General features: G+C 65.3%; 20 protein-coding genes. 3 read left to right on the forward strand and 17 right to left on the reverse strand.

Translation table 11 applies throughout. The annotated features are described in order from the left end of the window. Positions 1-7 precede the first annotated feature (7 nt). The 10 genes from G3N64_RS02730 to G3N64_RS02775 form a co-directional block, all read right to left on the reverse strand. A complete protein-coding gene (locus tag G3N64_RS02730; protein WP_241020732.1) occupies positions 8-1684 on the reverse strand; it encodes a dipeptide ABC transporter ATP-binding protein in 1677 nt (558 codons plus the stop codon). Continuing rightward, complete coding sequence (locus tag G3N64_RS02735) at positions 1684-2790, reverse strand: ABC transporter permease (RefSeq protein WP_205782227.1); 1107 nt, start codon at positions 2788-2790, stop codon at positions 1684-1686. The genes G3N64_RS02730 and G3N64_RS02735 overlap by 1 nt, the downstream gene beginning before the upstream one ends. Then, positions 2744-3793: an ABC transporter permease subunit gene (locus tag G3N64_RS02740; RefSeq protein WP_205782228.1), complete on the reverse strand. Its 1050-nt coding sequence runs from the start codon at positions 3791-3793 to the stop codon at positions 2744-2746. Before G3N64_RS02740 ends, G3N64_RS02735 begins: the two co-directional genes overlap by 47 nt. Beyond that, entirely contained in the window at positions 3790-5625 is a 1836-nt protein-coding gene (locus G3N64_RS02745; protein ID WP_241020738.1) for an extracellular solute-binding protein, read from the reverse strand. Before G3N64_RS02745 ends, G3N64_RS02740 begins: the two co-directional genes overlap by 4 nt. Before the next feature lie 182 nt (positions 5626-5807). After that, positions 5808-8558, reverse strand: a complete 2751-nt coding sequence (locus G3N64_RS02750) for a TonB-dependent receptor (protein ID WP_205782230.1) — start codon at positions 8556-8558, stop codon at positions 5808-5810. 351 nt (positions 8559-8909) lie between these two features. Continuing rightward, positions 8910-9485 (reverse strand): XRE family transcriptional regulator, encoded by a 576-nt coding sequence (locus tag G3N64_RS02755; protein WP_205782231.1) that lies wholly within the window; start codon positions 9483-9485, stop codon positions 8910-8912. Positions 9486-9794: 309 nt separating this feature from the next. Then, on the reverse strand, positions 9795-10220 hold the full coding sequence (locus G3N64_RS02760) for a biopolymer transporter ExbD (protein ID WP_205782232.1): 426 nt from the start codon (positions 10218-10220) through the stop codon (positions 9795-9797). A gap of 9 nt (positions 10221-10229) precedes the next feature. Next, positions 10230-10652 carry a biopolymer transporter ExbD gene (locus G3N64_RS02765; protein WP_205782233.1) on the reverse strand — a complete coding sequence of 141 codons (423 nt, stop codon included), beginning with the start codon at positions 10650-10652 and terminating at the stop codon, positions 10230-10232. An 18-nt stretch (positions 10653-10670) separates the two neighbouring features. Beyond that, positions 10671-11564, reverse strand: a complete 894-nt coding sequence (locus G3N64_RS02770) for a MotA/TolQ/ExbB proton channel family protein (protein ID WP_205782234.1) — start codon at positions 11562-11564, stop codon at positions 10671-10673. Positions 11565-11636: 72 nt separating this feature from the next. After that, on the reverse strand, positions 11637-12341 hold the full coding sequence (locus G3N64_RS02775) for an energy transducer TonB (protein ID WP_205782248.1): 705 nt from the start codon (positions 12339-12341) through the stop codon (positions 11637-11639). Positions 12342-13340: 999 nt separating this feature from the next. Between G3N64_RS02775 and G3N64_RS02780 the strand changes: the two genes are divergently transcribed. After that, a complete protein-coding gene (locus G3N64_RS02780) occupies positions 13341-16148 on the forward strand; it encodes a TonB-dependent receptor (protein WP_205782235.1) in 2808 nt (935 codons plus the stop codon). Positions 16149-16189: 41 nt separating this feature from the next. Here G3N64_RS02780 and G3N64_RS02785 read toward each other — a convergent pair whose 3' ends face one another. Further along, positions 16190-17146: an ATP-binding protein gene (locus G3N64_RS02785; RefSeq protein WP_205782236.1), complete on the reverse strand. Its 957-nt coding sequence runs from the start codon at positions 17144-17146 to the stop codon at positions 16190-16192. Then, positions 17143-18051, reverse strand: a complete 909-nt coding sequence (locus G3N64_RS02790; protein ID WP_205782237.1) for a DMT family transporter — start codon at positions 18049-18051, stop codon at positions 17143-17145. Before G3N64_RS02790 ends, G3N64_RS02785 begins: the two co-directional genes overlap by 4 nt. Positions 18052-18141: 90 nt before the next feature. On the opposite strand from G3N64_RS02790, the gene G3N64_RS02795 reads away from it, so the two are divergent. Then, a complete protein-coding gene (locus G3N64_RS02795) occupies positions 18142-18942 on the forward strand; it encodes a helix-turn-helix transcriptional regulator (RefSeq protein ID WP_205782238.1) in 801 nt (266 codons plus the stop codon). 18 nt (positions 18943-18960) lie between these two features. Here G3N64_RS02795 and G3N64_RS02800 read toward each other — a convergent pair whose 3' ends face one another. Both G3N64_RS02800 and G3N64_RS02805 read right to left on the reverse strand, forming a co-directional pair. Beyond that, positions 18961-19446 carry an anthrone oxygenase family protein gene (locus G3N64_RS02800; protein WP_205782239.1) on the reverse strand — a complete coding sequence of 162 codons (486 nt, stop codon included), beginning with the start codon at positions 19444-19446 and terminating at the stop codon, positions 18961-18963. Then, positions 19443-20273: an NmrA family transcriptional regulator gene (locus tag G3N64_RS02805; RefSeq protein WP_205782240.1), complete on the reverse strand. Its 831-nt coding sequence runs from the start codon at positions 20271-20273 to the stop codon at positions 19443-19445. The genes G3N64_RS02800 and G3N64_RS02805 overlap by 4 nt, the downstream gene beginning before the upstream one ends. 94 nt (positions 20274-20367) lie before the next feature. On the opposite strand from G3N64_RS02805, the gene G3N64_RS02810 reads away from it, so the two are divergent. Then, entirely contained in the window at positions 20368-21039 is a 672-nt protein-coding gene (locus G3N64_RS02810) for a TetR family transcriptional regulator (RefSeq protein ID WP_205782241.1), read from the forward strand. Positions 21040-21102: 63 nt separating this feature from the next. Here G3N64_RS02810 and G3N64_RS02815 read toward each other — a convergent pair whose 3' ends face one another. The 3 genes from G3N64_RS02815 to G3N64_RS02825 all read right to left on the reverse strand — a co-directional run. Further along, the gene (locus tag G3N64_RS02815) at positions 21103-21957 is read right to left on the reverse strand and encodes a 3-hydroxybutyryl-CoA dehydrogenase (RefSeq protein WP_205782242.1); all 855 of its coding nucleotides are present in this window, start codon (positions 21955-21957) and stop codon (positions 21103-21105) included. A 38-nt stretch (positions 21958-21995) separates the two neighbouring features. Then, entirely contained in the window at positions 21996-23189 is a 1194-nt protein-coding gene (bktB, locus tag G3N64_RS02820; protein WP_205782243.1) for a beta-ketothiolase BktB, read from the reverse strand. A 48-nt stretch (positions 23190-23237) separates the two neighbouring features. Continuing rightward, on the reverse strand, positions 23238-23364 hold a 127-nt coding region (locus G3N64_RS02825), incomplete at its 5' end, for a 4Fe-4S dicluster domain-containing protein (protein WP_131931286.1).

Here is a 23364-nt window from a genome sequence, read left to right on the forward strand (position 1 = left end):
CTCCGGGTTATTCAGCGCCCGACGCATTCGCGGGGCTATCCGCCAGTGATGCGCACGCTTGCACGGTTCGTGCGCCAGTGTCGTCGTTGAGCATCGACGACGCCATCAACGCACGGGTATACGGATGGGACGGCGAATGCAGCACCTGCAACGTCTCGCCTTCCTCGACCACGCGCCCCGCCTTCATCACGATCACGCGATGCGCCATCGCCCGTATCACGGCCAGATCGTGCGTGATGAACAGGTAGCTGAGCCGGTACCGGGCCTGCAGGTTCGTCAGTAGCGCCAGCACCTGCTTCTGGATCGATACGTCGAGGGCACTGGTCGGCTCGTCGAGCACGAGGAGCTCGGGTTCCACCGCCAGTGCACGCGCAATCGCGATTCGCTGCCGCTGTCCGCCGGAAAACTCGTGCGGATAGCGCGGCATCGCGTCGACCGGCAGCCCGACCTCCTCCAGCAGCGCCGCGACCCGCGCGCGGCGCACGTCGCCCGCCAGTTCCGGCCGATGCAGCGCAAGCCCCTCTCCGACGATCTGCTCGATCGTCATGCGCGGCGACAGCGAGCCGAACGGATCCTGGAACACGACCTGCAACCGCCCGTACAGCGCACGGCGTCCCGCCTTCGCGCGCAGCGTCTCGAGCGGCAGCCCGTCGATCGCGATCTCGCCGGCCGCCGGTTGCTGCAGGCCGAGCACCGCGGCCGCGAGCGTCGATTTCCCCGAGCCCGATTCGCCGACGATCCCGACAGTCTCGCCACGGCGCAAGCGCAAGCGCACGTCATGCACGGCGCGGAACACGGTTTGACCGAACACCGCGCGCCAGCCTTTCGCGTCGATCCGGTAGTCGACCGCGAGCCCGCGCACGTCGAGGATCGCCGGTGCATCGGCCGCGACCGGTTCGATCGCACGGCGCGGCGCGCTGTCGAGCAGCCGGCGCGTATAGGGGTGTCGCGGCGCATCGAACAGCGCGCCGGTTTCGTTCGTCTCGACAAGCGCGCCGTGTTCCATCACCGCGACGCGCTGCGCGAAGCGCCGCACGAGGTTCAGGTCGTGCGTGATCAGCAACACGGTCATCCCGCGCGCGCTCGCTTCCTGCGCCTGCAGTTCGAGCAGCAGATCGACGATCTGCTGTCGCACGGTCACGTCGAGCGCGGTGGTCGGCTCGTCTGCAAGCAGCAAGCGCGGCCGGCACGCCAGCGCCATCGCGATCATCGCGCGTTGCCGCTGCCCACCCGACAGCTGATGCGGGAAGCTGTCGATGCGCCGCTCCGGCTCCGGAATCCCGGTGCGACGCAGCAGCGCGATCCCGCGCTCGCGCGCATCGCCCGGGCGCAGCCCCTCGTGCAGCCGCAGGCTTTCGGCGATCTGCTTGCCGATCGTATACAGCGGATTGAGCGCGGTCATCGGCTCCTGGAACACCATCGCGATGTCCGCGCCGCGAATGCGGCGCATCTGCTGCTCGGTCTTCGTCAGCAGGTCCTCGCCGTCGAACAGCACGCGCCCCGACAGGCTCGCCTGTCGCATCAGCCTCAGGATCGACAACGCGGTCACGCTCTTGCCCGAGCCCGATTCGCCGACGAGCGCAACCCGCTCGCCGCTTGCAACCGACAGGCTCAGCTCACGCACGACGGTCCGGTTACCGAATCGTGCAGAGAAACGGTCGATTTCCAGCAACGGGATCGTCATCATTGGCCTCCGCCGAAGGCGGACCCGCGCGTGCGCGTGTCGAGCGCGTTGCGCAGCGCGTCGCCGATAAACGTCAGCAGCAGCAGCGTCACCACCAGCGCTGCAAACGCGGACACCGAGATCCACCACGCATCGAGATTGTTCTTGCCTTGTTTGAGCAGTTCTCCGAGGCTCGGCGTCGGTGGCGGTACGCCGAGCCCGAGGAAGTCCAGGCTCGTCAGCGACAGGATCGCCGCGCTCATCCGGAACGGCAGGAACGTGATCACCGGCGTGAGGCTATTCGGCAGCACGTGGCGCCACATGATCTGTGTGTTCGTCAGCCCCATCGTGCGCGCCGCTTTCACATAGTCCAGCGCGCGGTTACGCAGGAATTCGGCACGCACGTAGTCGGACAGCACGAGCCAGCCGAACATCGACAGCAGGATGAACAGCAGCCATAGCGACGGCGTGAAGATCGACGCGAAGATGATCAGCAGGTACAGGTCCGGCAACGCGCTCCAGATCTCGATCAGCCGCTGGCCGACCAGGTCGGTGCGGCCGCCGTAAAAGCCCTGCATTGCGCCCGTCAGCACGCCGATCAGCATGCCCGACGCGGTCAGCGCGAACGCCATCAGCACCGACAGCCGGAACCCGTACAGCAGCCGCGCGAGCACGTCGCGCCCGAACTGGTCGGTACCGAGCCAGTTGCTCGACGACGGCGGCGCCGGATACGGCCGCGACGCGAAATAGTCGATCGTGTCGTAGCGGTAGCGGTTCGGCGGGTAAATCGCGAAATTGCCGTGCGCGTCGAGATTCGCACGGATGGCCGGATCGAGATAATTCGTCTTCGCGGGAAAGTCGCCGCCAAAACGCGTCTCCGGATAGTCCGTCACGATCGGGAACGCATAGTGTCCGTCATAGCGCAGCACGAGCGGCCGGTCGTTCGACAATACGTCGGCGAACAGGCTGATCGCGAACAGCGTAACGAAGATCACGAAGCTCCAGTAGCCGAGCGGCTGGGCGCGAAACCGTCGCCACGTGCGCCGCCACGGTGACGTGGAATGGCCGGCCTGTCCGCGCTCAGTGGTCCAGGCGGTTGAATTGGATACGGGGGTCGACGAGGACATAGCAGACGTCAGCGATGAGTTTGGTCAGGAGACCGATGAGTGTGAACAGGAACAGCGAGCCGAGCACGACCGGATAGTCGCGGCGGATCACCGAGTCGTATGACAGTTGCCCCATGCCGTCGAGCGAGAACAGTGTCTCGATCAGCAGGTTGCCGTTCAGGAACGCGCCGACGAACGTGGCCGGCAGCCCGGTGAGCAACGGGATCGCCGCGTTGCGCAGCACGTGCTTCCACAGCACGTCGCGCTCCGGCACGCCCTTCGCGCGCGCGGTCAGCACGTATTGCCGGCCGATCTCGTCGAGGAACGTGTTCTTGGTCAGGATCGTGACGATCGCGAAGTTGCCGATGACCGACGCCGTCACCGGCATCACGATGTGCCACAGATAGTCGAGCGCCTTGCCGATCAGCGTCAGGTCGTCGAAGTTGTCCGACGTGAGCCCGCGCATCGGGAACACCTGCCAGAACGTGCCGCCGCCGAACAGCATCAGCAGCAGCACGCCGAGCACGAACCCCGGCACCGCGTAGCCTGCCAGCACCAGCACGCTCGTCACGGTATCGAACCGCGACCCGTTGCGCACGGCCTTCGCGATGCCGAGCGGCACCGACACCAGATACGTGAGGAACACCGTCCACAACCCGAGCGTGATAGACACCGGCAGCTTCGAGCGGATCACGTCCCACACCCGCGCATGCACGAAGTACGACTCGCCGAGATCGAAGCGTGCGTACGCTTTCAGCATCATCCAGTAGCGCACGAGCGGCGGCTTGTCGAAGCCGAACTGCTTGCGGATCTGCTCGATCTGCTGCGGGTCGACGCCCTGGCTGCCGTGGTAGCCGCCTGCGCCGCCCGCCTCCCCGCCGCGCGCGCTGCCGTGACGCAATTGCGTGAGGACCTGTTCGACCGGGCCGCCCGGCACGAACTGCGTGACCGCGAACGTGATCGTCACGACGCCGATCAGCGTGGGGATCATCAGTAGCAGCCGCCGGAATATGTAGGCAATCATCGTTGCGCTCCCCGCCATGCCGCGGAAACCGGCGCGACGCCCGCCGGCGTTTTCCGGTACCAGTAGTCGATGATCCAGTCCTCGTACTGGTAAGAGTCTGGAATGACCGCCGGATGCCCGTAAGTCGCCTTGTAGGCAATCCGCGCGTTCGGCAGGTAATACTGAGGCACGATGACGTAAAGATTGATCAGCACGCGATCGAGCGCGCGCGTCGCCGTTTCGAGATCGCTCAGCGTATTGGCCGCGGATGCCGCGCGAATCAGCGCGTCGACCGCTTTCGAGCGCACGCCCGGGTAGTTCTCGGAACCGATCTCGGACGCCGCCGCACTACCGAAGCGGCGTGCGAGTTCCGCGCCCGGGATCGTGACGGGCGGATAGATCAAGGTCGTCATGTCGTACTGAAAGTTGTCCATGCGTCGCTGATACAGCGCGCTGTCGAGTTCGTGCAGCGACGCGCGGATACCGAGTGTGCCGAGCGCCTGGATGTATGGCAGGATCAGCCGGTCCATGCCGGGCTGGTCGTCGATGATCTCGATCGTCATCGGCGTGCCGTTCGCGTCTCGCAATGCACCGTCATGAAAGTGCCAGCCGGCCTGTGCAAGCAGGTCGCGCGCCTGCTTCAGGTTCGCGCGCAGCGAGTTCGGTGGCAACGTCGACGGCTGCTTGACCATCGGGCCGAACACCTCCGGCGGCAGCACCGAGCGGAACGGCTCGAGCAGCGCGAGCTCCTTCTCGCTCGGCATGCCGGATGCCGCGAACGGGCTCGCCTCCCAGAAGCTGTTGGTGCGGCGATACTGCCCGTAGAACATCATCCGGCTCATCCAGTCGAAGTCGAACGCCAGCGCGAGCGCATGCCGCACCCGCACGTCCTGGAACATCGGCTGGCGCATGTTCATCAGGAAGCCCTGCATCTGTGCGGGGCCGTCCGGGAATTCGCCCTGCTTCAGCATCCCGTTGCGAAAATTCTTGCCGACGTAGCGGCGCGCCCATTGCGTCGCGCTGTACTCCATCCGCACATCGGTGTCGCCTGCCTTGAACGCCTCGAGCATCGTGTACTGGTCGAGATACAGCTTGAACGACACGCGCGCGAAGCGGTACATGCCGCGTCGCGACGGCAGGTTTGCCGCCCAGTAGCGCGGGTTGCGCACGTAGACGATCTCCTTGTCGTTCTTGCGCTGCCCGATCAGGTACGCTCCGCTCGCGATCGGCGGCACGGTCGCGAGCTGGTCGAACGACGGTCGCGTGCCGTCGGCGCGCATGCCCCACTTCGGCGAGAACACGGGCAGATCGCCCGCGATCAGCGCGGCATTGCGTTCCGGGTGCCTGAAGTCGAAGCGGACCGTCTGCGGGCCGACGACGACCGCGCGCTGGATCACCTCGAACTGCGCATTGACGATCGGCGACGCCTGTCGGCTCGACAGCGTGTCGAACGAGTACTTGACGTCGGCCGCCGTGATCGGGTCGCCGTTCGAGAAACGTGCGGCCCGATCGATGTGGAACGTCGCCGACATCCCGTCAGGCGCGACCTGCACGTCGTCGGCGATCAACGCATACTCGGAAGCGAGCTCGTCCCAGCTGCGCTGCATCAGCGTGTCGAACATCAGGTTCCGGATGTCCGGTGCGGCCGAGCCGCGCAGCAGGAAAGGATTCAGCGAATCGTAGCTCTGCGCCGTGTCGTAGTTCTGGAAATCGAGTGTGCCGTCGTCCGGCGCATCGGGGTCCGCATAGGCGAAATGCGTGAATCCCGCGGGATACTTCGGCTGGCCGAACTGCGCGATCGCCGGCGCGGCCGCGGCCCCCGCGGTCGCAATACCGTACGCGAGCGCTGCCATGCATGCGGCACGCGCGCCCCCGGTCACGATCGCCTGCGCACGCCGCACATGCAACATCGATACTGTCATCATCGGTCTTCGTGTGATCGCACCGGCGCGCGGCCGGCACGATGTCGATTCGAAATACGGGGTGCGTGCCGCCGGTCGCGGCAACGACCGGCGGCACGCGTGGGCTCGGAGCGTCAGAACCGGTAGGTCGCGCCGACTTGCGCGAAGCGGCCAATGTACGTGTACAGCGACGAGTCGTAGCCGGTCTGGTAGCTCGAGTTCATGTAGACCGGATCGAATGGAGGAGCACGATTGAAGATGTTGTCGATGCCCGCATAGATCGTCCAATGCTTGATGCCGGTATAACTGACCATCAGGTTGAACTGGCTATACGACGCCACGCTGCCTTCCATATTTGGATACTGGCCCGGCGACAGGATCGCCTGCGTGTACGGGCCCGTATACATCCAGGTCAGCGTCGCATTCCACTTGCTCTGATAGTTCCAGCTCAGGCTCGTATTGCCCTTCCAGCGCGGGAAGCTGCCGCCGAAAGGCTGGTTGAGCGAACCGTTGTTGCCCGCGAAGTCGGTGCTCACGCCGCCGACCGGCATCTTGAAGTGCCACACGTAGGCCCAGTCACCCGACAGAGTGAACGTCCCGATCCTGGTGGGTACCGACTGGCGGAAGGTGGTTTCGAAACCATCCGTGTCGAGCGATGACAGGTTCTGGAACGGCATCAGCACGTACGCGATCGAGCCATTCGCGTTACGCACCACTTGCGACGGATCGTTCTGGTCGACGCTCTGCTGGATGTCCGCCGTGCCGATCACGTTGTCGATGTGGATCTTGTACCAGTCGAAGCCGATATCGGTATTGCGGGCCGGCGACAGCTGGAAACCCACGTTGTAGTTCTTTGTGCGTTCCGGCTGCAGGTTGCGGTTGCCGGCCTGCACTTCCTCGACCAGGCCGTACGCGCCCGGATTGTTCGGATCGTGCGGATCGACCGCGCCCTGTGCGCTGAAGCTGCGCGACGAGGTGTTCTCGATCAGCGTCGGCGCGCGGAAACCCCGGTTGTACGAACCGTACATCGTCAGCTCGCGAACCGGCTGGAAGCGCAACGCGAAACGCGGCGAGAACGCACCGCCGAAGTCACTGTAGTGGTCGTAGCGGCCAGACTGGCTGAAGGTGAGGTTTTTCAGGATCGGAATATCAATCTGGTAGTAGATCGCCGCGACATTGCGCTGACCGCTCACCGACTGCAGCGCCGGCGAAATGAACGTCCCGTCCTGGTAGCCCGCGCCCGTGCCGATGTACTGGCTCTGGTGCATGAACTGCGCACCGAGCCCCAGACCGACGTTACCCGTCGGCAGCTTGAACAGCGTGGGTGTCGACATCGTCGCGTCCAGCGCGTCCAGCTTCGTGATCGCCTGCGAAGAGGTGCTGCCGTAGAGACCCGCGAGGCCGTTCGGCGTGCTCGACGGGTTTGAGAAGTTGAACACGCCGTTCTGCACGATGTTCTGCAGCGCGTTCGCATTGATCAGGTTCGAGAACGTGTTCGAGACCGTATCCTGCGAATGCGTATAGGCGGCCGACCAGTCCACGTCCCCGACGTACGGCGCGATGAAGGAGCCCTTCAAACCGGTCGCGGCACGCCAGAAGTTCGCGCTGGTACGCACCGACTGCGCGTTCGGAAACGAGTACACCAGCTTCGACGGCACGCCGAACGGGTTGTACGGGTTGCTCGCCGGCACCACGTTCGAGATCGGGCGCAGGCCGCCCGTTGCCGGGTCGAATGCTTGTGTACTGTTGCCGAGACCGCCGACGAAGTTGTTGGTATTCGTCGTATTGTTGCTTTCCCACAGATCGGCGAAGGCCTGCATCGAATCGCTGATCTTGAAGTCGCCGTGCACCTTCGCGCTCAAGCGTTCAGTCCACGGCGACAGCGAGGTCGCATAGGCGGTGTTGGTTTGGCAGATCGTGCCCGGACCGTTGATTCGCGCGGTGGCACTGCCGGCGATCGGAGCGCCGCCCCACGGACACCCGCCGAGCGGCACGCGGGCGCCGGTCGGGTCACGCCAGTACGACGGCGACTGGTTGAACAGGCCGCCCGGGAAGTTCGAGAAATTCTGGTTCTGCGTGGTGTCGCGATCCGCGGCCGACACACCGTTGAAGCGGTAGAGACTCGCGGCCGCCGTCACGTTGAAGCGGTCCGCGTTGAGATCGCCGAAACCGCCGAGGATGCTGAATTTGGTGGTACCCGCACCGCCGCCGTTCTGGGTCGCACCGCCATAGCTGCCGTCGAGCTGAAGGCCCTGGAAGTTTTTCTTGGTAATGATGTTGACCACGCCCGCGATTGCGTCCGACCCATACTGCGACACCGCGCCGGTCTTGACGATCTCGATCCGATCGATGATGTTCAGCGGCAGCGTGTTCAGGTCGAAGAACTGGTCCGTTACGTTCGTCGAGAACGCATAGGGTGCAACGCGCTGGCCGTCTATCATGACCAGCGTGTACTTCTCGGACAGGCCGCGCAATGCAATGCCGGCCCCTCCGGGTGCGAAGCTGTTCGTCGTGCCTTCCGCCCAGCTGCTCGCCGAATTCGCGGTCGTGCTGCGCAGGAAGTCGGCCACACTGTTCTGACCGCTTGCCTCGATGTCCTTCGCCGTGACGGTCTGGACCTGGTTGAAGCCGACCTTGTCCGCGCTGCGGATCAGCGAGCCCGTCACTTCAAAGCGCTTGATCTGCGCGACCTTATTCTTGCGTGGCGCCGCCGAGTCCCCGCCGGCTCCTGCCTCAGGCGCCTCCTGCGCGACCGCGTCCGCGACCGCTGCCCCCCCGGGCGACGGCTGGCTCTGCGCGAATGCCGGTGCCGCCAGCGTGGCCGTCAGCGCCATTTCCGCCCAGATCATCCTCTTGATAGCCAACGCCAAAGTTCTCTGCTTCATTTTGCCCCACTCGTTCATCAGTAAGAACCCGCCGGTTTTGCCCTGGATCGCGTGAATCCTTGCCCGCTTCCACGCGTCTGCATACCGGTCCCCGTTATTGCCGCCCCGCCACCTGCACACCTTCGAACTCGCCCGCCATGCGGCACGTACGGCGCTTGCGCCACTCACTGCCGTCTTCGTCGCCCGGTGTCGAGAAACCGCAACGGCGGGCGTGAAGAGCGTGCGTGTGCCTGTTCCCGCCTTTCCGTCCCGATGCAGCCAATCCGGCCGCGCACGTTGCCCGTTCCTTCGACAAACAATCAGTAATCCTTATGTAATAATCCGGCAGAACGGATGCGTTCTCTTGTTCTCTCAGGCGCCGGCCGGCGCACCGAACCAGACGACCACCGCTTCTTCGTTGGCCGCGTTGCTCCACACCAGGGCCGGGTGCGACTCGTAATGCGCGGTCTCGCCCGCTCTCAGCACGACGGTGCGGTCGTTCATCGTCAGCTCGAGCTCGCCGTTCATCACGTAGAGGAACGCCTCTCCCGCATAGGCCGCGCCTCCCGGCGCCGTCTGGCCGCCCGGGATCCGGAACAACCGTGCATCCAGCTTCGTTCCGCTCGCCAGGTGCGAAAGCTGCGCAAACGCGCTCGCAAGCGGCTCGACGCCAACGTGCTGCAGCGATTCGCATTGGCACGCCGGTGGTGCATCGGACGTCGACCCGACAAAATGGTCGATCGTGACGCCCAGCGCCTTTGCGATCCCGACGAGCGTCGCGATCGACGGCATCGCGCGCCCGCGTTCGATCTGCGACAGGAACGGCTTCGAGATGCCGGCCGCCGCCGCGGTCACATACAGCGTGAGCTTGAGCTGCCGTCGCAGCATGCGAATCCTGTTTCCCATCGATGTGGCAACAAGCATCGATTCATCGGAAGGTGAAATCATAGTGAGACACGAACCCGTAGTCGAAACTGCTTGATGAATGCACTCCCGCGGTCAACGTGATCGCAGCCCGCTTGCGGCGAAACTGGGTCCCGACGGAAACCTTGGTCGCGCGGCGAACATTCGATGTTACGGCTTTCCTGCTTTTCGCATCGCATCGATACATTCGCACTCCACATCAATAGGAACGGGTTCAGATTGCGTCGATTCAACCAGCCTGTCACCGGATCGCCATACCTCGCGATGCGCGATGCCCGGCGCTTCCCGACGTGGGCTTCCCGCGTGACCGAAGCATCCGCGCGCCCACCTGCTTCACGGCATGTACTGCTCGTTTCCAATCAGGCCGATCTTGGTCGCACCCACACGCTGCGCACTTGCCAGCACGCCGGCGACCGCCTTGTACGGCGCGAGCTTGTCCGGCCGCAGACGGATCTCCGCCTGCACGGGTTCCGTGGCGACTTGCGCGAGCTTCAGCTCGAGCGCGGCACGATCCGGCACCCTCGTGCCGTTCCAGGTCGTCGCGCCGTCGGGCGCGATATCGATCTGCACGGCCTCGGGCGGCTTTGCTGGCGGCGGCGGATTCCCGACCGGCAGATCCATCCTGACCGAGTGCATCTGGATCGGGATGGTAATGATCAACATGATCAGCAGCACCAGCATCACGTCGATCAGCGGCGTGGTGTTGATGTCGACCATCACGTCCGGCTCGCCGCCACCCGAAGATACGTTCATGCCCATCGTCGACTCCTACCCGCCGCGCGCCGGCGGCTCGGTGATGAAAGAAACCTTGGCGATACCCGACCGTTCACACGCGGTGACCACGCGCCCGATAAACTCGTAGCGCGTATTCTCGTCTCCGCGCACGTGCACGTCGGGCTGCGGCGACATCTGCGAGATGCCCTTCAGCTTCGCGAGCAGCGTCGGGCCGTCCACGTGCGTTTCGCCCCAGAAGAACTGCCCGTCGCGATTCACCGCGATCTCGACGCTTTTCGGCGTCGTCTGCAACGGCTGCACCGCTTCCTTCGGCAGCTCCAGCGGAATCGTGTGAGTCACGACCGGGATCGTGATCAGGAAAATGATCAGCAACACCAGCATCACGTCGACGAGCGGCGTCGTGTTGATGTTCGCGATCACGTCGTCGTTGTCGTCCTGTCCGACGCTCATGGCCATCGCGCACCCCCGCCTGCGTCAGTGCACGAGCGACGCGGCCGGCGCACCGGCGGCCCGCACCGGACGCTTGCTCCCCGCGAGCAGCACCGTATGCAGCTGCGCGCCGAAGTCGCGCACGCGCTCCATCACCGACTTGTTGCGGCGAACCAGGAAGTTGTACCCGAGCACGGCCGGCACGGCGACCGCCAGCCCGATCGCCGTCATGATCAGCGCCTCGCCGACCGGGCCCGCGACCTTGTCGATCGACGCCTGCCCGGCGATGCCGATGGCCGTCAGCGCGTGATAAATGCCCCACACGGTGCCGAACAGACCGACGAACGGCGCAGTCGAGCCCACCGTCGCGAGGAACGCCAGGCCGTCCTGCAGCCGGTTCGACACGCTGGTAATCGCGCGCTCGACCGAGACGTCGATCCACGTATTGCGGTCGACCGCCTCGAGCAACGCCTCGTCGTGATGCTCGCCGGCCTCGATCGCGGTCTCGGCGATGAAGCGGAACGGCGACGCCTCGTCGAGCAGGCTCGCGCCGGCCGACAGCGACGGGGCCGACCAGAGCTGCTCGTCCGCGAGCTTCGCGCGCCGGTTCGCGCGAAACTGCTCGAGGAACTTGGCGATCATGATGTACCAGCTACCCATCGACATGATCACGAGCAGAATCAGCACGAATCGCGCGACGAAATCGCCGTTCTTCCACAGCGCGCCGAGCCCGTACGGATTCTCGACGGCCTTCGTCGCCGCCGGCGCGGGCGGCGGCAATGGCTCGTCCGCGCCCGCCTGCGGTGCGGATGCCGTCGCGGCCACGGCCACCGGCGCGCTCGACTCGGCAAACGCCAACTGCGGTGCGACGAGCGCATCGAGCGCGACGGCGGAAATCAACATGCAGGCCGCCAGCGCGGCCAGTGAACGCTTTGCCATACCTACTCCATTTGTTTCGTTAAACTGATCGATTGAAAATATCGTCCCGCCATCCCGGCGCCCAGCACCGGTTCAGTTCAGGTTGAACGAGAATGGAACCTGGACGCGAACCGGCTGCCCCTGCGCCACGCACTTGAATCGCTTGACCGTGTTGTAGGCGGCGCGATCCAGGATCGGATCGGCCGATTGCGCCACCCGTTCGTTGGTGATGTTGCCGTCCGCATCGACGACGAATTCGATCGTGACGTCGCCGGTGATGTTGTTTTCCTGCGCTTCCTTCGGATACTGCATCGATGCACGCATCTGGTCGGAATTCGGACAGGCCACCCCGACCTCGTGGCTGACCGCCTTCGCCACCGGCGCCGGCGGCGCGACGACCGGTGCCTGCACGGCCGGCGCGGACGGCACGGGCGCGGCCTGATGCGTGATCGTCGCTTGCGGCGGTGCCTGCACCGGCACCTCCGCGGGTGGCACGAACGGCGGCGGCGGCCGCGTCGCTTTCGGCGGCGGCAGCTTGACCACCGGCAAGGGTGGCGGGGGCGGCGGCGGCTTCACCGGCTCGATGATGCGGGTTTCGATCGGATGCTGAATCACCTGCACGACCTTGGTCGCGAGGCCGTTGACGAGCGCATAAACCAGCAACACATGCAGCAGCAGCACGATCGCGATGCCGCCGAACCGGCGCACCGGGTTCCGCTGTTTCGCGCCGAACTGCCGCGGGCGCCCGGGCATCGCCGGTCCGCCACCGGACGCGAACACGCCGTCCTCGATCTTGATACCCACCTTCAGCCCCCCCAATGCGAATGTCGCCGATGCACGATGCCCCATGGCCCGGATAGCGGCAGTGTTTGATTCAACACCCGTAAAACCAGAATTGCTTATTCCAGACAATGCGCTTCCCGCCCGCCGATCGCTCGACACGGGAAACTCACTGCTTATCGAAATTGATTAGATTCCAGAAAATGAAACGGATACCCGTCTGCTCGAACAGCAGCCGGCGGAGCCAGCCCGACCTCGATCACACGGGTCGAAACGGAAGATATTCCGAAAGGAATGAATACCTAAAAAACCGCTGCTCCTTGATTGCGAACAATATCAAGAAAAAATTTTGACCGTCAAACTTTTTTTGATGAAACATTCGAAGTTTGATTGGATCAAACTCGCCCACTTATTACTCAAACGTCAAAAGTTTCATCACATCAAACATTCCCAATTTCGGGGCATCCGGCAATCTCGACAAGTTTGATCACATCAAACTTTCACGTTGTTTTATTCGTCCGGCAACGATGTTTCCCGAAGCAGGCGTCCACTCGAGCGGGGGCGATATCCGGCCGCGGTTCAAAGCAAGCGGCCGATCCGATCAGTCATTACGCATAACAGCCCGGATGGCGCGACCTGCACCGAATGACCGACTGCGATGCCGCACATCGCACGGAGCCGAGTGCTTTTCTTGTTTTCATAAGACAAATTGAATTATCAGGTCATTTAAATTTACTCACCCTCTACCACATCAATATACGTATCGATCATTTGCCGGACAAAAAGACGATCGATAAAGTCTCTCGCCACGCCACCGGCCATTACTCTCGAATACGGCATCTGAAAGAAAAATCGATTCATTCGACGGCTTTCAGACCGCCCCCGTCATTCCGGGAGCTTGAATCAGACGCTGGAATTGCGCAAACGAAAGGGGGTTGCGAGTCGATATGCCGCTGTGAACGGCGTGGATGCCCGGCAACTGCCAGCCATTGAACTTGCTCGTCAACATACTGGAAGATGCAAAACACGTCGCTCTACATCAAGAGAGGGAGCGCGATTGCGCTCTGCCTGTCCGGCCTCGCGACAACATGGATGCCCGCCGCAGCGCAGGAAGCCGCGTCGAGCACAGCTGCCGTCGGCGCGCCTCCGAATCCGGCCAGCGCCGCCGCACCAGCGCGCAACGGGGAAACGACGCAAAAGCCCGCAGCCGCATCGCTGAAAACGTTCGTCGTGACGGGTTCGCGCATTCCGCGCTCCGAGAAGGAAGGTGCGACGCCCGTCACCGTCATTACCGGTCAGGAACTCGAATCGAAAGGGTACCGAAACGTCTTCGACGCGCTCCAGTCGCAAACCCAGAACACGGGCTTCACGCAAGGCGCCGACTTCGGCAACACGTTCACGCCGGCCGCGAATGCGCTCAGCCTGCGCAGCCTGGGCCCGAACCACACGCTCGTCCTCGTCGACGGCCGACGCGTGGCCGACTATCCGATCGCGTACGACGGCAACGTCAACTTCGTGAACCTGGCCAACATTCCGTCGGCGATGATCGACCGGATCGAAATCCTGAACGGCGCGGCCTCCGCCGTATACGGCTCGGACGCGATCGCGGGCGTCGTCAACATCATCATGAAGAAGCACATCGACGGCATCGAGGTCAACGTCAAGGGCGGCCGCACCTGGGACGGCGGTGGCGGCAACGGCCGGCTTCAGGTGTCGGGCGGCAAGGAATTCGGTGCGGTAAGCACGGTGTTCGGCCTCGAGATCAGCAAGACCAATCCGGTATGGTCCGGGCAGCGCGACTTCATGTCGGCGTCCACACTCGAAGGCGAAACGCCGACCAAGACCTGGGCACGCCAGAACCTCGACACGGGCCGCTACGTCGGCGCCGCCGGCGCGTGCGGCGCGCTCGCGGGCATCGGTGCATTCGGCGGCACGTCCACCGTCAACACCCGCAATGGCGCGTACTGCGGTAGCGGCGGCGCGCAGCCGTCGTACTGGACGACGCAAACGAACAACGTCAGCGAGAACCTGTACGGCGGCGTCGAATACCGGCTGAGCAATCTCGTCACGCTGTTCGGCTCCGTGTCGACTGCCTGGAACCAGACGGAGAACAACACACGCGGCCCGAGCTGGACGTCGGCCGCGGCGACGACGGGCTACTTCTTCAACCAGGAAACCGGTGCGAACGAGGCGTGGACCAAGCGCATCTCACCGCAGGAGATCGGCGGCGCATCGGTGTGGAACAAGCGCTGGGAGGACGTCGCGGGCAACCTGATCACCGGCCTGCGCGGCAAGCTGCCCGACAGCAGCTGGAACTACGAGCTCACGTACAGCGCGTCCGGCTACCAGAGCCGCGCGACGGTGCCGCGCCTGTTGTCGAACGTCGACAGCTATTACCTCGGTCCGCAGCTCGGCACCGCGGCCGACGGCGCGCCGATCTACGCGCCCAGCGCCGCACGCTTCGCGACCCCGCTCACGCCGAACCAGTTCGCGTCGATGTACGGCGAATCGACCAGCAGGAACAACACGTGGACGCAGACCTTCAGCCTCGCCGCCAACGGCAACCTGTTCTCGCTGCCGGCGGGCCCCGTGCGTGCCGCCAGCGTGATCGAATACGGCACGCAGGGCTTCAGCAACGCCATCGACCCCGCGCTCAATCAACGCGTGTACTACAACTCGGCCGGCGCGACCGGTGCGAGCGGCAATCGCAAGCGCTACGCGGCCGCGGTCGAGCTGCGCATCCCGATCCTGAGCCAATTGACCGCGAACGTCGCAACGCGCTATGACGACTACTCGTTCGCCGGCACCCGCAACAACAAGCTCACGTACGACCTCGGGCTCGAATACCGGCCACTGCGCGAGCTGTTGCTGCGCGGCAATTACGGTACGAGCTTTCGCGCACCGGACATGAATTACATCTTCATGAGCCAGTCGAAAGGCTATTTCGAATCGACCACCGACTACTTCCGCTGCAACCAGTCGGGGAAATCGCTCGCATCGTGCGAATACGCGAACGTGTCGCCGGGCTCGAACTTCATTCAGAAGGGCAATGCGAACCTGAAGCCGGAAAACGGCAAATCGTGGGGTGCCGGCTTCGTGCTCGCGCCCACGCCGGACATCGACCTGTCGGCCGATTACTACAACATCCGCATCGACAATCTCGTCACGACCATCGATCCGGACAATCTGCTGCGAACCGAATCCGCATGCCGCACCGGACAACTGAGCGCCAGTTCGCCCGACTGCGTGGACGCGCTGAGCCGCGTGATCCGCAACCCGCTGACGGCCGTGCTCGATCCCGGCGCGATCAACACGATCCTCGTGAACCCGATCAACGCCGCGATGGAAAAGACGACAGGCTTCGACCTCGGCGGCAAATGGCGCGTTCGCGCCGGCCGTGCGGGCACGTTCCTGTTGAGCGCCAACTTCACGAAGGTCCTCAGCCACAAGTACCAGCAATATACGAACGGCCCGGTGCAGGATCTCCTGCATTCGCTCGCGAACCCGACCGGCAACCCGGAGTGGCCGGACAAGCTCACGATGAGCCTGACCTGGTCGATTCCGAAGTGGACGTCGACGATCCAGGTCGAGCGCTACGGCAAGGTACCGAATGCTGCCCAGACCGCGTACCTGACGCCGACCACGCTCGCGAACCTGAGCATCTCGCACCAGTTTTCGCGCGACACGTCGCTGACCTTCGTCATGAACAACGTGTTCAACACGATCAAGCACGACGATTCCGCCGGCTGGCCTTACTACACGGTCGGCTATTACATGCCTTACGGCCGTACCCTGTGGCTCGAATTCAGCCATCACTTCAGTTGATCCCCGCCCGTTCGCGCGGGCCTGCGCGCCGGGGCCGCGATTCAGCGGGATCCTGCGGCCCCCTCTTCCGTTAGCCGCCCCGCATAATCCCGCACGAACTGCGCGGCAATCCGCCCCGACCGCGCCCCGCGTTCCAGCGCCCACTGCAACGCCTGTTCGCGCGCCGCGCGGATCTGCTCGGCATCAAACCCGGTTTCAGCGAGCCTGCTTTCGACAACGGCCAGATAATCGTCCTGCGTGAACCCGTAGAACGTCACCCAGATCCCGAAACGTTCGGATAACGAAATCCGCTCCTCCACCGCGTCGCCCGGATGCAGCTCGCCGTTCTCCGCGCGCGACACGTTCGCGTTATCGCTCGCCTGCTCGGGCATCAGGTGGCGGCGATTCGACGTCGCGTACACGAGCACGTTCGACAGGTCGCTCGCGACCGAGCCGTCGAGCACCGTCTTCAGCGCCTTGTAACCGGTCTCGCCCGCCTCGAACGACAGGTCGTCGCAGAACACGATGTACCGTTCGGGCCGCGCACGCACCAGCTCGACGATCGCCGGCAGATCGCCCAACCGCTCCTTGCCGACTTCGATCAGCCGCAGCCCGTGCGGTGCAAACGCGTGCAGGCACGCCTTCACGATCGACGATTTCCCGGTGCCGCGCGCGCCGGTCAACAGCACGTGATTGGCCGCGAACCCGCGCACGAACTGTCGCGTGTTCCGTTCGACGATCGCCACCTGCCGGTCGACGTTGCGCAGCGCATCGAACGCGATGAGCGCGGGCGCCGCGACCGGTTCGAGCGGCGCCGTCCGCGGCCCGCCGTCGAAGCCGCGCCAGCGGAATGCGACGGCCGCGTCGAAATCGACGGCCGCCGGCTGGCCGGTGCCCGCCAGCGCTTCGAGCGCGGTTGCGATCCGCTCGAGCTGATGCGCGAGCGCCGGACCATCGACGGAAGCGCGAGCGTCCGGCAGCGCGGCCCTCAGGTTCTGCATATCGCGATCGCCGCTCATTGCCGCACTCCCTGCGACGCACTCGCGTGGAACGGGAACCGCTGCGCAATCGCCACGCCGACGAGCGCCACGCCGCCGCCGATCAGGTGATACAGCCGCAGCGATTCGCCGAGCAGCACGATCGCGCCGCCGGCCGTCATCACCGGCAGCAGGTTCATGAACATCGCGCAGCGGCTCGGGCCGAGCAGCCGCACGCCCTGCATCCACAGATACGGCAGCACCACCGACGCCAGCACGCCGGCATACAGGATCAGCGGCACGCTCGCACGCGTCGGCCATGCGGCCTGCGCGGGCAGCCGCAGCAGCATCGGCACCATGAAGACGAGCGCGGCGAGCGCCTGCACGTAGGTCGATTGCCATGCCGGCAGCGCACCGATGCGCCAGCGCTTGAGCAGCACGCCGTACAGCGCATACGCAGCCGACGCGGCCAGCATCAGCAGGTCGCCCGCATGCACGCCGCGCGCGGCGATCGTCGTCGGGTGCCCCTCGGCAATCAGGTAGACGACGCCCGCGAGCGACAGCACGCCGCCGCCCACCATGCCGGCGCCCGGCGGATCGCCGAGCAGCAAAGAGCTGAGCGCCATCGTCATCAGCGGCACGAGCGCGGTGATGATCGCCATGTTGGTGGCGCTCGTCGTTTTCGCGGCCTCGTAGGACAGGCTCTGGAACAACGCCATCGCGAGAAAGCCGAGCACCGCGAGCTTCGGCAGGTGCGCGACGAGCACAGCGCGATTGCGCCACGCGGGGCCCGCCGTGAACACGCTCATCAGCGCGACGGCGAGCAGCAGCCGGTAGAAGGTGATCGCCGACGGGTCGATCGTCGACGCCGACAGCTTCGACACGACCACGTTGCCGGCCCACAGCGCGATCGCGCAGAAGGGAAACAGAAAAGGGGACTTGTTCATCGCATTTGACGGATTAATATCGTGACAGGGATCTGGCGTGGATGGGAACGCCATCGTGCCCGCCCGCCCAACTGCCTGTCTCACGCCAAAATGTCACGACTTGTCGCCAATCGGACACTCGAGTCCACCCCGCCCGGCGCACACCTGCGCTACGAATCGACACCGATGCCCGTGTCGGCGATGGCGGCGACATACGCACACGGCACGTCGATCGCGCCGCACCGGCATCGCCGCGCGCAGCTGCTCTATGCGATCGAGGGCGTGATGCACGTGCAGTCCGAAGGCGCGTCGTGGGTCGTGCCGCCGACGCGCGGCGTGTGGCTCGAAGCCGGGCTCGACCACACGGTGCAGATGAGCGGCGACGTGCAGATGCGCACCGTGTTCGTCGAGCCGGGCGCGGTCGAGCACCTGCCCGCGCGGAGCTGCGTCGTGGAAGTGCATCCGCTGCTGCGCGAGCTGATCCTCGCCGCGGTCGACGTGCCGCTCGACTATGCGCCGGGCTCGCGCCACGACCACCTGATGCACCTGCTGCTCGCCGAGGTGACGGTCGCGCCGCTGTTGCCGTTGTACCTGCCGTGGCCGCACGACGCGCGCCTGCGCACGATCTGCGATGCGCTCGTCGCCGCGCCCGACGACCTCCGTACGATCGCCGAGTGGGCCGACCTGCTCGGGTTGTCGGTTCGCACGCTCCATCGCGCGTTCCGGCGCGAGACGGGGCTCAGCTTCCGCCGCTGGCGCGAACAGGCGCGGCTGCTGCTCGCGCTCAAGCGTCTTGCGCACGGCGAGAAGGTGCTGACCGTCGCAATGGATCACGGCTACAGCAGCCAGAGCGCGTTCTCCGCGATGTTCAAGCGGCATTTCGGCGTGTCGCCGTCGGCGTTTTACGCTTAGAACGCATCCCGCACGCCCCTACCGCGCCGCGATCCCCACGATGAAAAACACGCACGCGGCTGCCGACGCCACCGTGCGCACGTGATTCCACATCGTCCAGACGTGCACGTAGCGCGTCCACAGCGCGGCGCCGTGTGCGGTCGACGGATCGGCCGCGGCGAGCGCATCGTTGAGCGGCACGTTGACGGCCATCGTCACCGCGAACATCCCGAACACGTACAGCACGCCGCCCGCGACCGCCGCCATCGCGCCGGGCTGGTCGCGATCGAGCAGCGCGAGCACGACCAGGGCAAGCGCCATCAGCGTCGTGACGAGGAACAGCGGCATGAACGGCGAACGCACGATGTCGACGTTGATCGCATTCATCGCAGCCACGCCGGCACGCGGCGCGATCCGTCCGAGCGACGTCATCACGAATGTCGAGAACGCGAAATACACGCCGGCCATCAGCCCGCAGCCGATGGCCGAGCCCCACAGCAATGCGGCGGTCACGAACACGATCATGATCGTGCGCTCCACACGCCGGTCGCGGCCGTCGCGCGCGCATAGTCGGCGAAATCGCGTGCCGGCCGCCCGAGCGTCTCGTCGATGCCGTGCGTCACCGCGCTGTTGCGCCCGTCGAGCACCACGCTGAACAGATCATCGAGCAGCGCGACGACCGGCTCCGGTACGCCGGCCTCGCGCAATCCGGCAACGAACGCATCGGCAGGAATCTCGCGATAGACGACCGGCCGGCCAGCGGCCCGCGCGATTTCGCCGACCGCTTCGGCGAACGTCAGCGCGCGCGGGCCCGTGACCTCGATCACGCGGTTCGCGAAACGCGCATCGATGAGCGCAGCAGCGGCCACGTCCGCGATGTCGTCCGCATCGACGAACGGCTCGCACACCGCGCCGGCCGGCAACGCGACTTCGCCGGCCAGCACGCCGTCGATCAGGTAGCCCTCGGAGAAGTTCTGGTTGAACCAGCTCGCGCGCACTACGCCCCAACCCACACCTGACGCCTGCAACGCAGCCTCGGCGGCCTGCGCGCGGGGCTCGCCGCGCCCGGACAGCAGCACCACGCGCTCGACGCCGCTTTCCCGCGCAAGCCGCGCGAATGCGGCGATCGCGTCCACCGCGCCTTCGACGGCCAGATCGGGCTGGTAGGTTACGTAGGCGGCTGATACGCCTTCAAGCGCGGCCGGCCACATCGCGGGCGCCGTCCAGTCGAAGCGGACGGCCGACGTGCGCGACACCGGCCGCGTGGCGATGCCGCGCGCGCGCAGCCGTGCATCGACGCGGGCGCCCGTCTTTCCCGAACCGCCGACGATGAGGATGGGAAGTGCCGACATGACCGTCTCCTTTGACTTAAATACGAGAATTCATCGCATTTTAAAAACACGATAGACTCTCGCATTAGCAACGTCAAATTTTTCCGGAGGCGGCATGGGCCGACAAAAATCGGGGCAGAACGATGCGTCCGCAGCAGCAGCGGACCCGGCGGATGCGCCGGCGCGCGCGCGGCGGGTGCCGACACAGCAGCGCAGCCGCGAGCGGTTCGAGCGCATCCTCGCGTGCGCGTCGGAAGTGATGATCGAGAAAGGCTGCGACGCGTTCCGGATGAGCGACATCGTCGAACGCACGGGCATCTCGTTCGGCTCGCTGTACCAGTATTTTCCGGACAAGGCGGCCGTGATCGGCACGCTCGCGGAGCGCTACAACGAGGCTGGGCACGACTGCGTGCGGCGCGACCTTGCGAAGATGAAGACGCTCGACGACCTGCACGCCACGCTCGGCCGCATCACGGACAGCTACTACCGGATGTTCGTCGACGAGCCGCTGATGCGCGACATCTGGCGGGCCACGCAGGCCGACCGCGCGCTGCAGGCGCTCGACCGGGCGGACGGGGAGTTTCTGGCCGGGTTGTTCGCGGATGCGCTGGGAGAAGTGGCGCCCGGCACCCCGCATGCGCAACGGAGCGCATTCGCCGAGCTGATGATGATCCAGATCGCGGCGGCCGTGCGCCATGCGATCACGCTGCCGCCGAAGGCGGCGCGGCAGCTCCTCGCGATGTTCAAGCGTGCGCTGCCGCGGGATCTGTCGGTGCTCGACGCGTAATCGAGCCGCTCAAATGCACGCGGCCGCCCAAAGGCGGCCGCGCGAGCGGGCGTCACGCGCCACTTACTTGCTGTAGTCGTACACCCCACGCCCGGTCTTGCGCCCGAGCCTTCCAGCCGTCACCATCTCGCGCAGCAGCGGGCACGCGCGATACTTCGGATCGCCGAAGTCCTTCACGAACACGTCCATCACCGCGAGGCACACGTCGAGGCCGACGAGGTCGGCCAGCGCGAGCGGCCCGATCGGGTGGTTCGCGCCGAGCTTCATCCCCGCGTCGATCTCCTCGGCCGACGCGATGCCTTCAGCCAGCACGAAGAACGCCTCGTTGATCATCGGCACGAGAATCCGGTTCACGACGAAGCCCGGCGAGTTGCGCACGCCGATCGGCGACTTGTCGAAACGCTCGGTCAGCTCGCGCACCGCCGACGCGGTCGCGTCGCTCGTCTGCAGCCCGCGGATGATCTCGACGAGCGGCATCAGCGGCACCGGGTTGAAGAAGTGCATGCCGACGAAGCGCGCCGGATCGGCGAGCGCCGCCGCGAGCGCGGTGATCGAGATCGACGACGTGTTGGTTGCGATGATCGCGTCGGGCCGCGCGACGGCCTCGATCTGCTTCAGGATGCGGCCCTTCAGCTCGACGTTCTCGGTCGCGGCCTCGATCACGATATCGGCCGCCGCAAGCTTCGCGTAATCGGTCGACGTCGTGATGCGCGCCAGCGCCGCATCGCGCGTGGCTGCGTCGAGCTTGTCCTTCGACACGAGCCGCTCGAGGCTGCCCTTCAGCGTCGCGATGCCCTTCTCGAGCGCGGCGTCGCTGACGTCGATCATCACGACATTGAGTCCCGCAACGGCGGCGGTCTGCGCAATGCCGTTGCCCATGGTTCCGGCGCCCACGACGCCGACGATTTCGATGGCCATGAAATTTCCTGTGTGTTCGGGTGCTGAGTGTTCGATTATCAGATGTTCTCGAAGATCGCAGCAATCCCCTGGCCGCCGCCGATACACATCGTCACGAGCGCGTAACGCCCGCCGATGCGCTTCAGTTCGTACAGCGCCTTGACCGTGATCAGCGCACCGGTCGCGCCGATCGGGTGACCGAGCGAAATGCCCGAGCCGTTCGGGTTGACCTTCGCCGGATCGAGGCCGAGCTCCTGCGTGACCGCGCATGCCTGGGCCGCGAACGCCTCGTTCGCCTCGATCACGTCGAGATCGCTGATCTTCAGGCCCGCGCGTTCGAGCGCCTTCTGCGTGGCCGGCACGGGGCCGATGCCCATGTACGCCGGATCGACACCCGCGTGCGCATATGCGACGAGACGCGCGAGCGGCTTCACGCCCTGCGCACGCGCGGCATCCGCGCTCATCATCAGCACGGCTGCGGCCGCATCGTTGATGCCCGATGCGTTGCCGGCCGTCACCGTGCCGTCCTCCTTCGCGAACACCGGCTTCAGCTTCGTGAAGTCGTCCGGGCCCGCATCGTGACGCACGTGCTCGTCGGTGTCGAACGCGACCTCGCCCTTCTTCGTACGGATCGAGATCGGCAGGATCTGGTCCTTGAAGCGCCCTTCCGCGATCGCGCGCGCCGCGCGACGATGCGATTCGAGCGCCAGCGCATCCTGCGCGTCACGCGAAATGCCGTACTTGCGTGCGACGTTCTCGGCCGTCACGCCCATGTGGATCGTCTGGAACGGGTCGTGCAGCGCGCCGAGCATCATGTCGACGAGCTTGCCGTCGCCCATGCGCTGGCCGAAGCGCGCGGCCGGCACGGTATACGGCGCGCGGCTCATGTTCTCCGAACCGCCGCCGATCGCGACGTCGGCATCGCCGAGCATGATCGTCTGCGCGGCCGACACGATCGCCTGCAGGCCCGAGCCGCACAGGCGGTTCACGGTCAGCGCGGGCGTATGCTGCGCCACGCCGCCATTGATTGCCGCGACGCGCGCGAGATACATGTCCTTCGGTTCGGTGTTCACGACGTGGCCGAACACGACATGCCCGACTGCATCGCCCGACACGTTCGCGCGCGACAGCACTTCGGCGACCACCTTCGCACCGAGGTCGGTCGGCGAAAAATCCTTCAGGCTGCCGCCGAAATCACCGATCGCGGTACGGACACCGCTCACCACCACGACTTCTTTCGCTGCATTGCTCATCGTCTTGCTCCGGTTCGTTCGCGCCCGCAGGCGCGGGGATGCGTTGCGTTACATGTTCGGGTAATTCGGCCCGCCACCGCCTTCCGGCGTGACCCACACGATGTTCTGCGTCGGGTCCTTGATGTCGCAGGTCTTGCAGTGCACGCAGTTCTGCGCGTTGATCACCAGGCGGTCG

Source organism: Burkholderia sp. Ac-20344 (assembly GCF_017104975.1).
Lineage (GTDB): Bacteria > Pseudomonadota > Gammaproteobacteria > Burkholderiales > Burkholderiaceae > Burkholderia.

Bases quoted from the DNA above. Each gene is read 5' to 3' on its own strand.
- G3N64_RS02795 (WP_205782238.1), top strand. From the start codon at position 18,142: ATGTCACGACTTGTCGCCAATCGGACACTCGAGTCCACCCCGCCCGGC.
- G3N64_RS02735 (WP_205782227.1), bottom strand. From the start codon at position 2,790: ATGTCCTCGTCGACCCCCGTATCCAATTCAACCGCCTGGACCACTGAG.
- G3N64_RS02760 (WP_205782232.1), bottom strand. From the start codon at position 10,220: ATGGGCATGAACGTATCTTCGGGTGGCGGCGAGCCGGACGTGATGGTC.
- G3N64_RS02805 (WP_205782240.1), bottom strand. From the start codon at position 20,273: ATGTCGGCACTTCCCATCCTCATCGTCGGCGGTTCGGGAAAGACGGGC.
- G3N64_RS02730 (WP_241020732.1), bottom strand. From the start codon at position 1,684: ATGACGATCCCGTTGCTGGAAATCGACCGTTTCTCTGCACGATTCGGT.
- G3N64_RS02740 (WP_205782228.1), bottom strand. From the start codon at position 3,793: ATGATTGCCTACATATTCCGGCGGCTGCTACTGATGATCCCCACGCTG.
- G3N64_RS02800 (WP_205782239.1), bottom strand. From the start codon at position 19,446: ATGATCGTGTTCGTGACCGCCGCATTGCTGTGGGGCTCGGCCATCGGC.
- G3N64_RS02770 (WP_205782234.1), bottom strand. From the start codon at position 11,564: ATGGCAAAGCGTTCACTGGCCGCGCTGGCGGCCTGCATGTTGATTTCC.
- G3N64_RS02745 (WP_241020738.1), bottom strand. From the start codon at position 5,625: ATGGCAGCGCTCGCGTACGGTATTGCGACCGCGGGGGCCGCGGCCGCG.
- G3N64_RS02750 (WP_205782230.1), bottom strand. From the start codon at position 8,558: ATGAAGCAGAGAACTTTGGCGTTGGCTATCAAGAGGATGATCTGGGCG.
- G3N64_RS02765 (WP_205782233.1), bottom strand. From the start codon at position 10,652: ATGGCCATGAGCGTCGGACAGGACGACAACGACGACGTGATCGCGAAC.
- G3N64_RS02815 (WP_205782242.1), bottom strand. From the start codon at position 21,957: ATGGCCATCGAAATCGTCGGCGTCGTGGGCGCCGGAACCATGGGCAAC.
- G3N64_RS02785 (WP_205782236.1), bottom strand. From the start codon at position 17,146: ATGAGCGGCGATCGCGATATGCAGAACCTGAGGGCCGCGCTGCCGGAC.
- bktB (WP_205782243.1), bottom strand. From the start codon at position 23,189: ATGAGCAATGCAGCGAAAGAAGTCGTGGTGGTGAGCGGTGTCCGTACC.
- G3N64_RS02780 (WP_205782235.1), top strand. From the start codon at position 13,341: ATGCAAAACACGTCGCTCTACATCAAGAGAGGGAGCGCGATTGCGCTC.
- G3N64_RS02755 (WP_205782231.1), bottom strand. From the start codon at position 9,485: ATGATTTCACCTTCCGATGAATCGATGCTTGTTGCCACATCGATGGGA.
- G3N64_RS02790 (WP_205782237.1), bottom strand. From the start codon at position 18,051: ATGAACAAGTCCCCTTTTCTGTTTCCCTTCTGCGCGATCGCGCTGTGG.
- G3N64_RS02810 (WP_205782241.1), top strand. From the start codon at position 20,368: ATGGGCCGACAAAAATCGGGGCAGAACGATGCGTCCGCAGCAGCAGCG.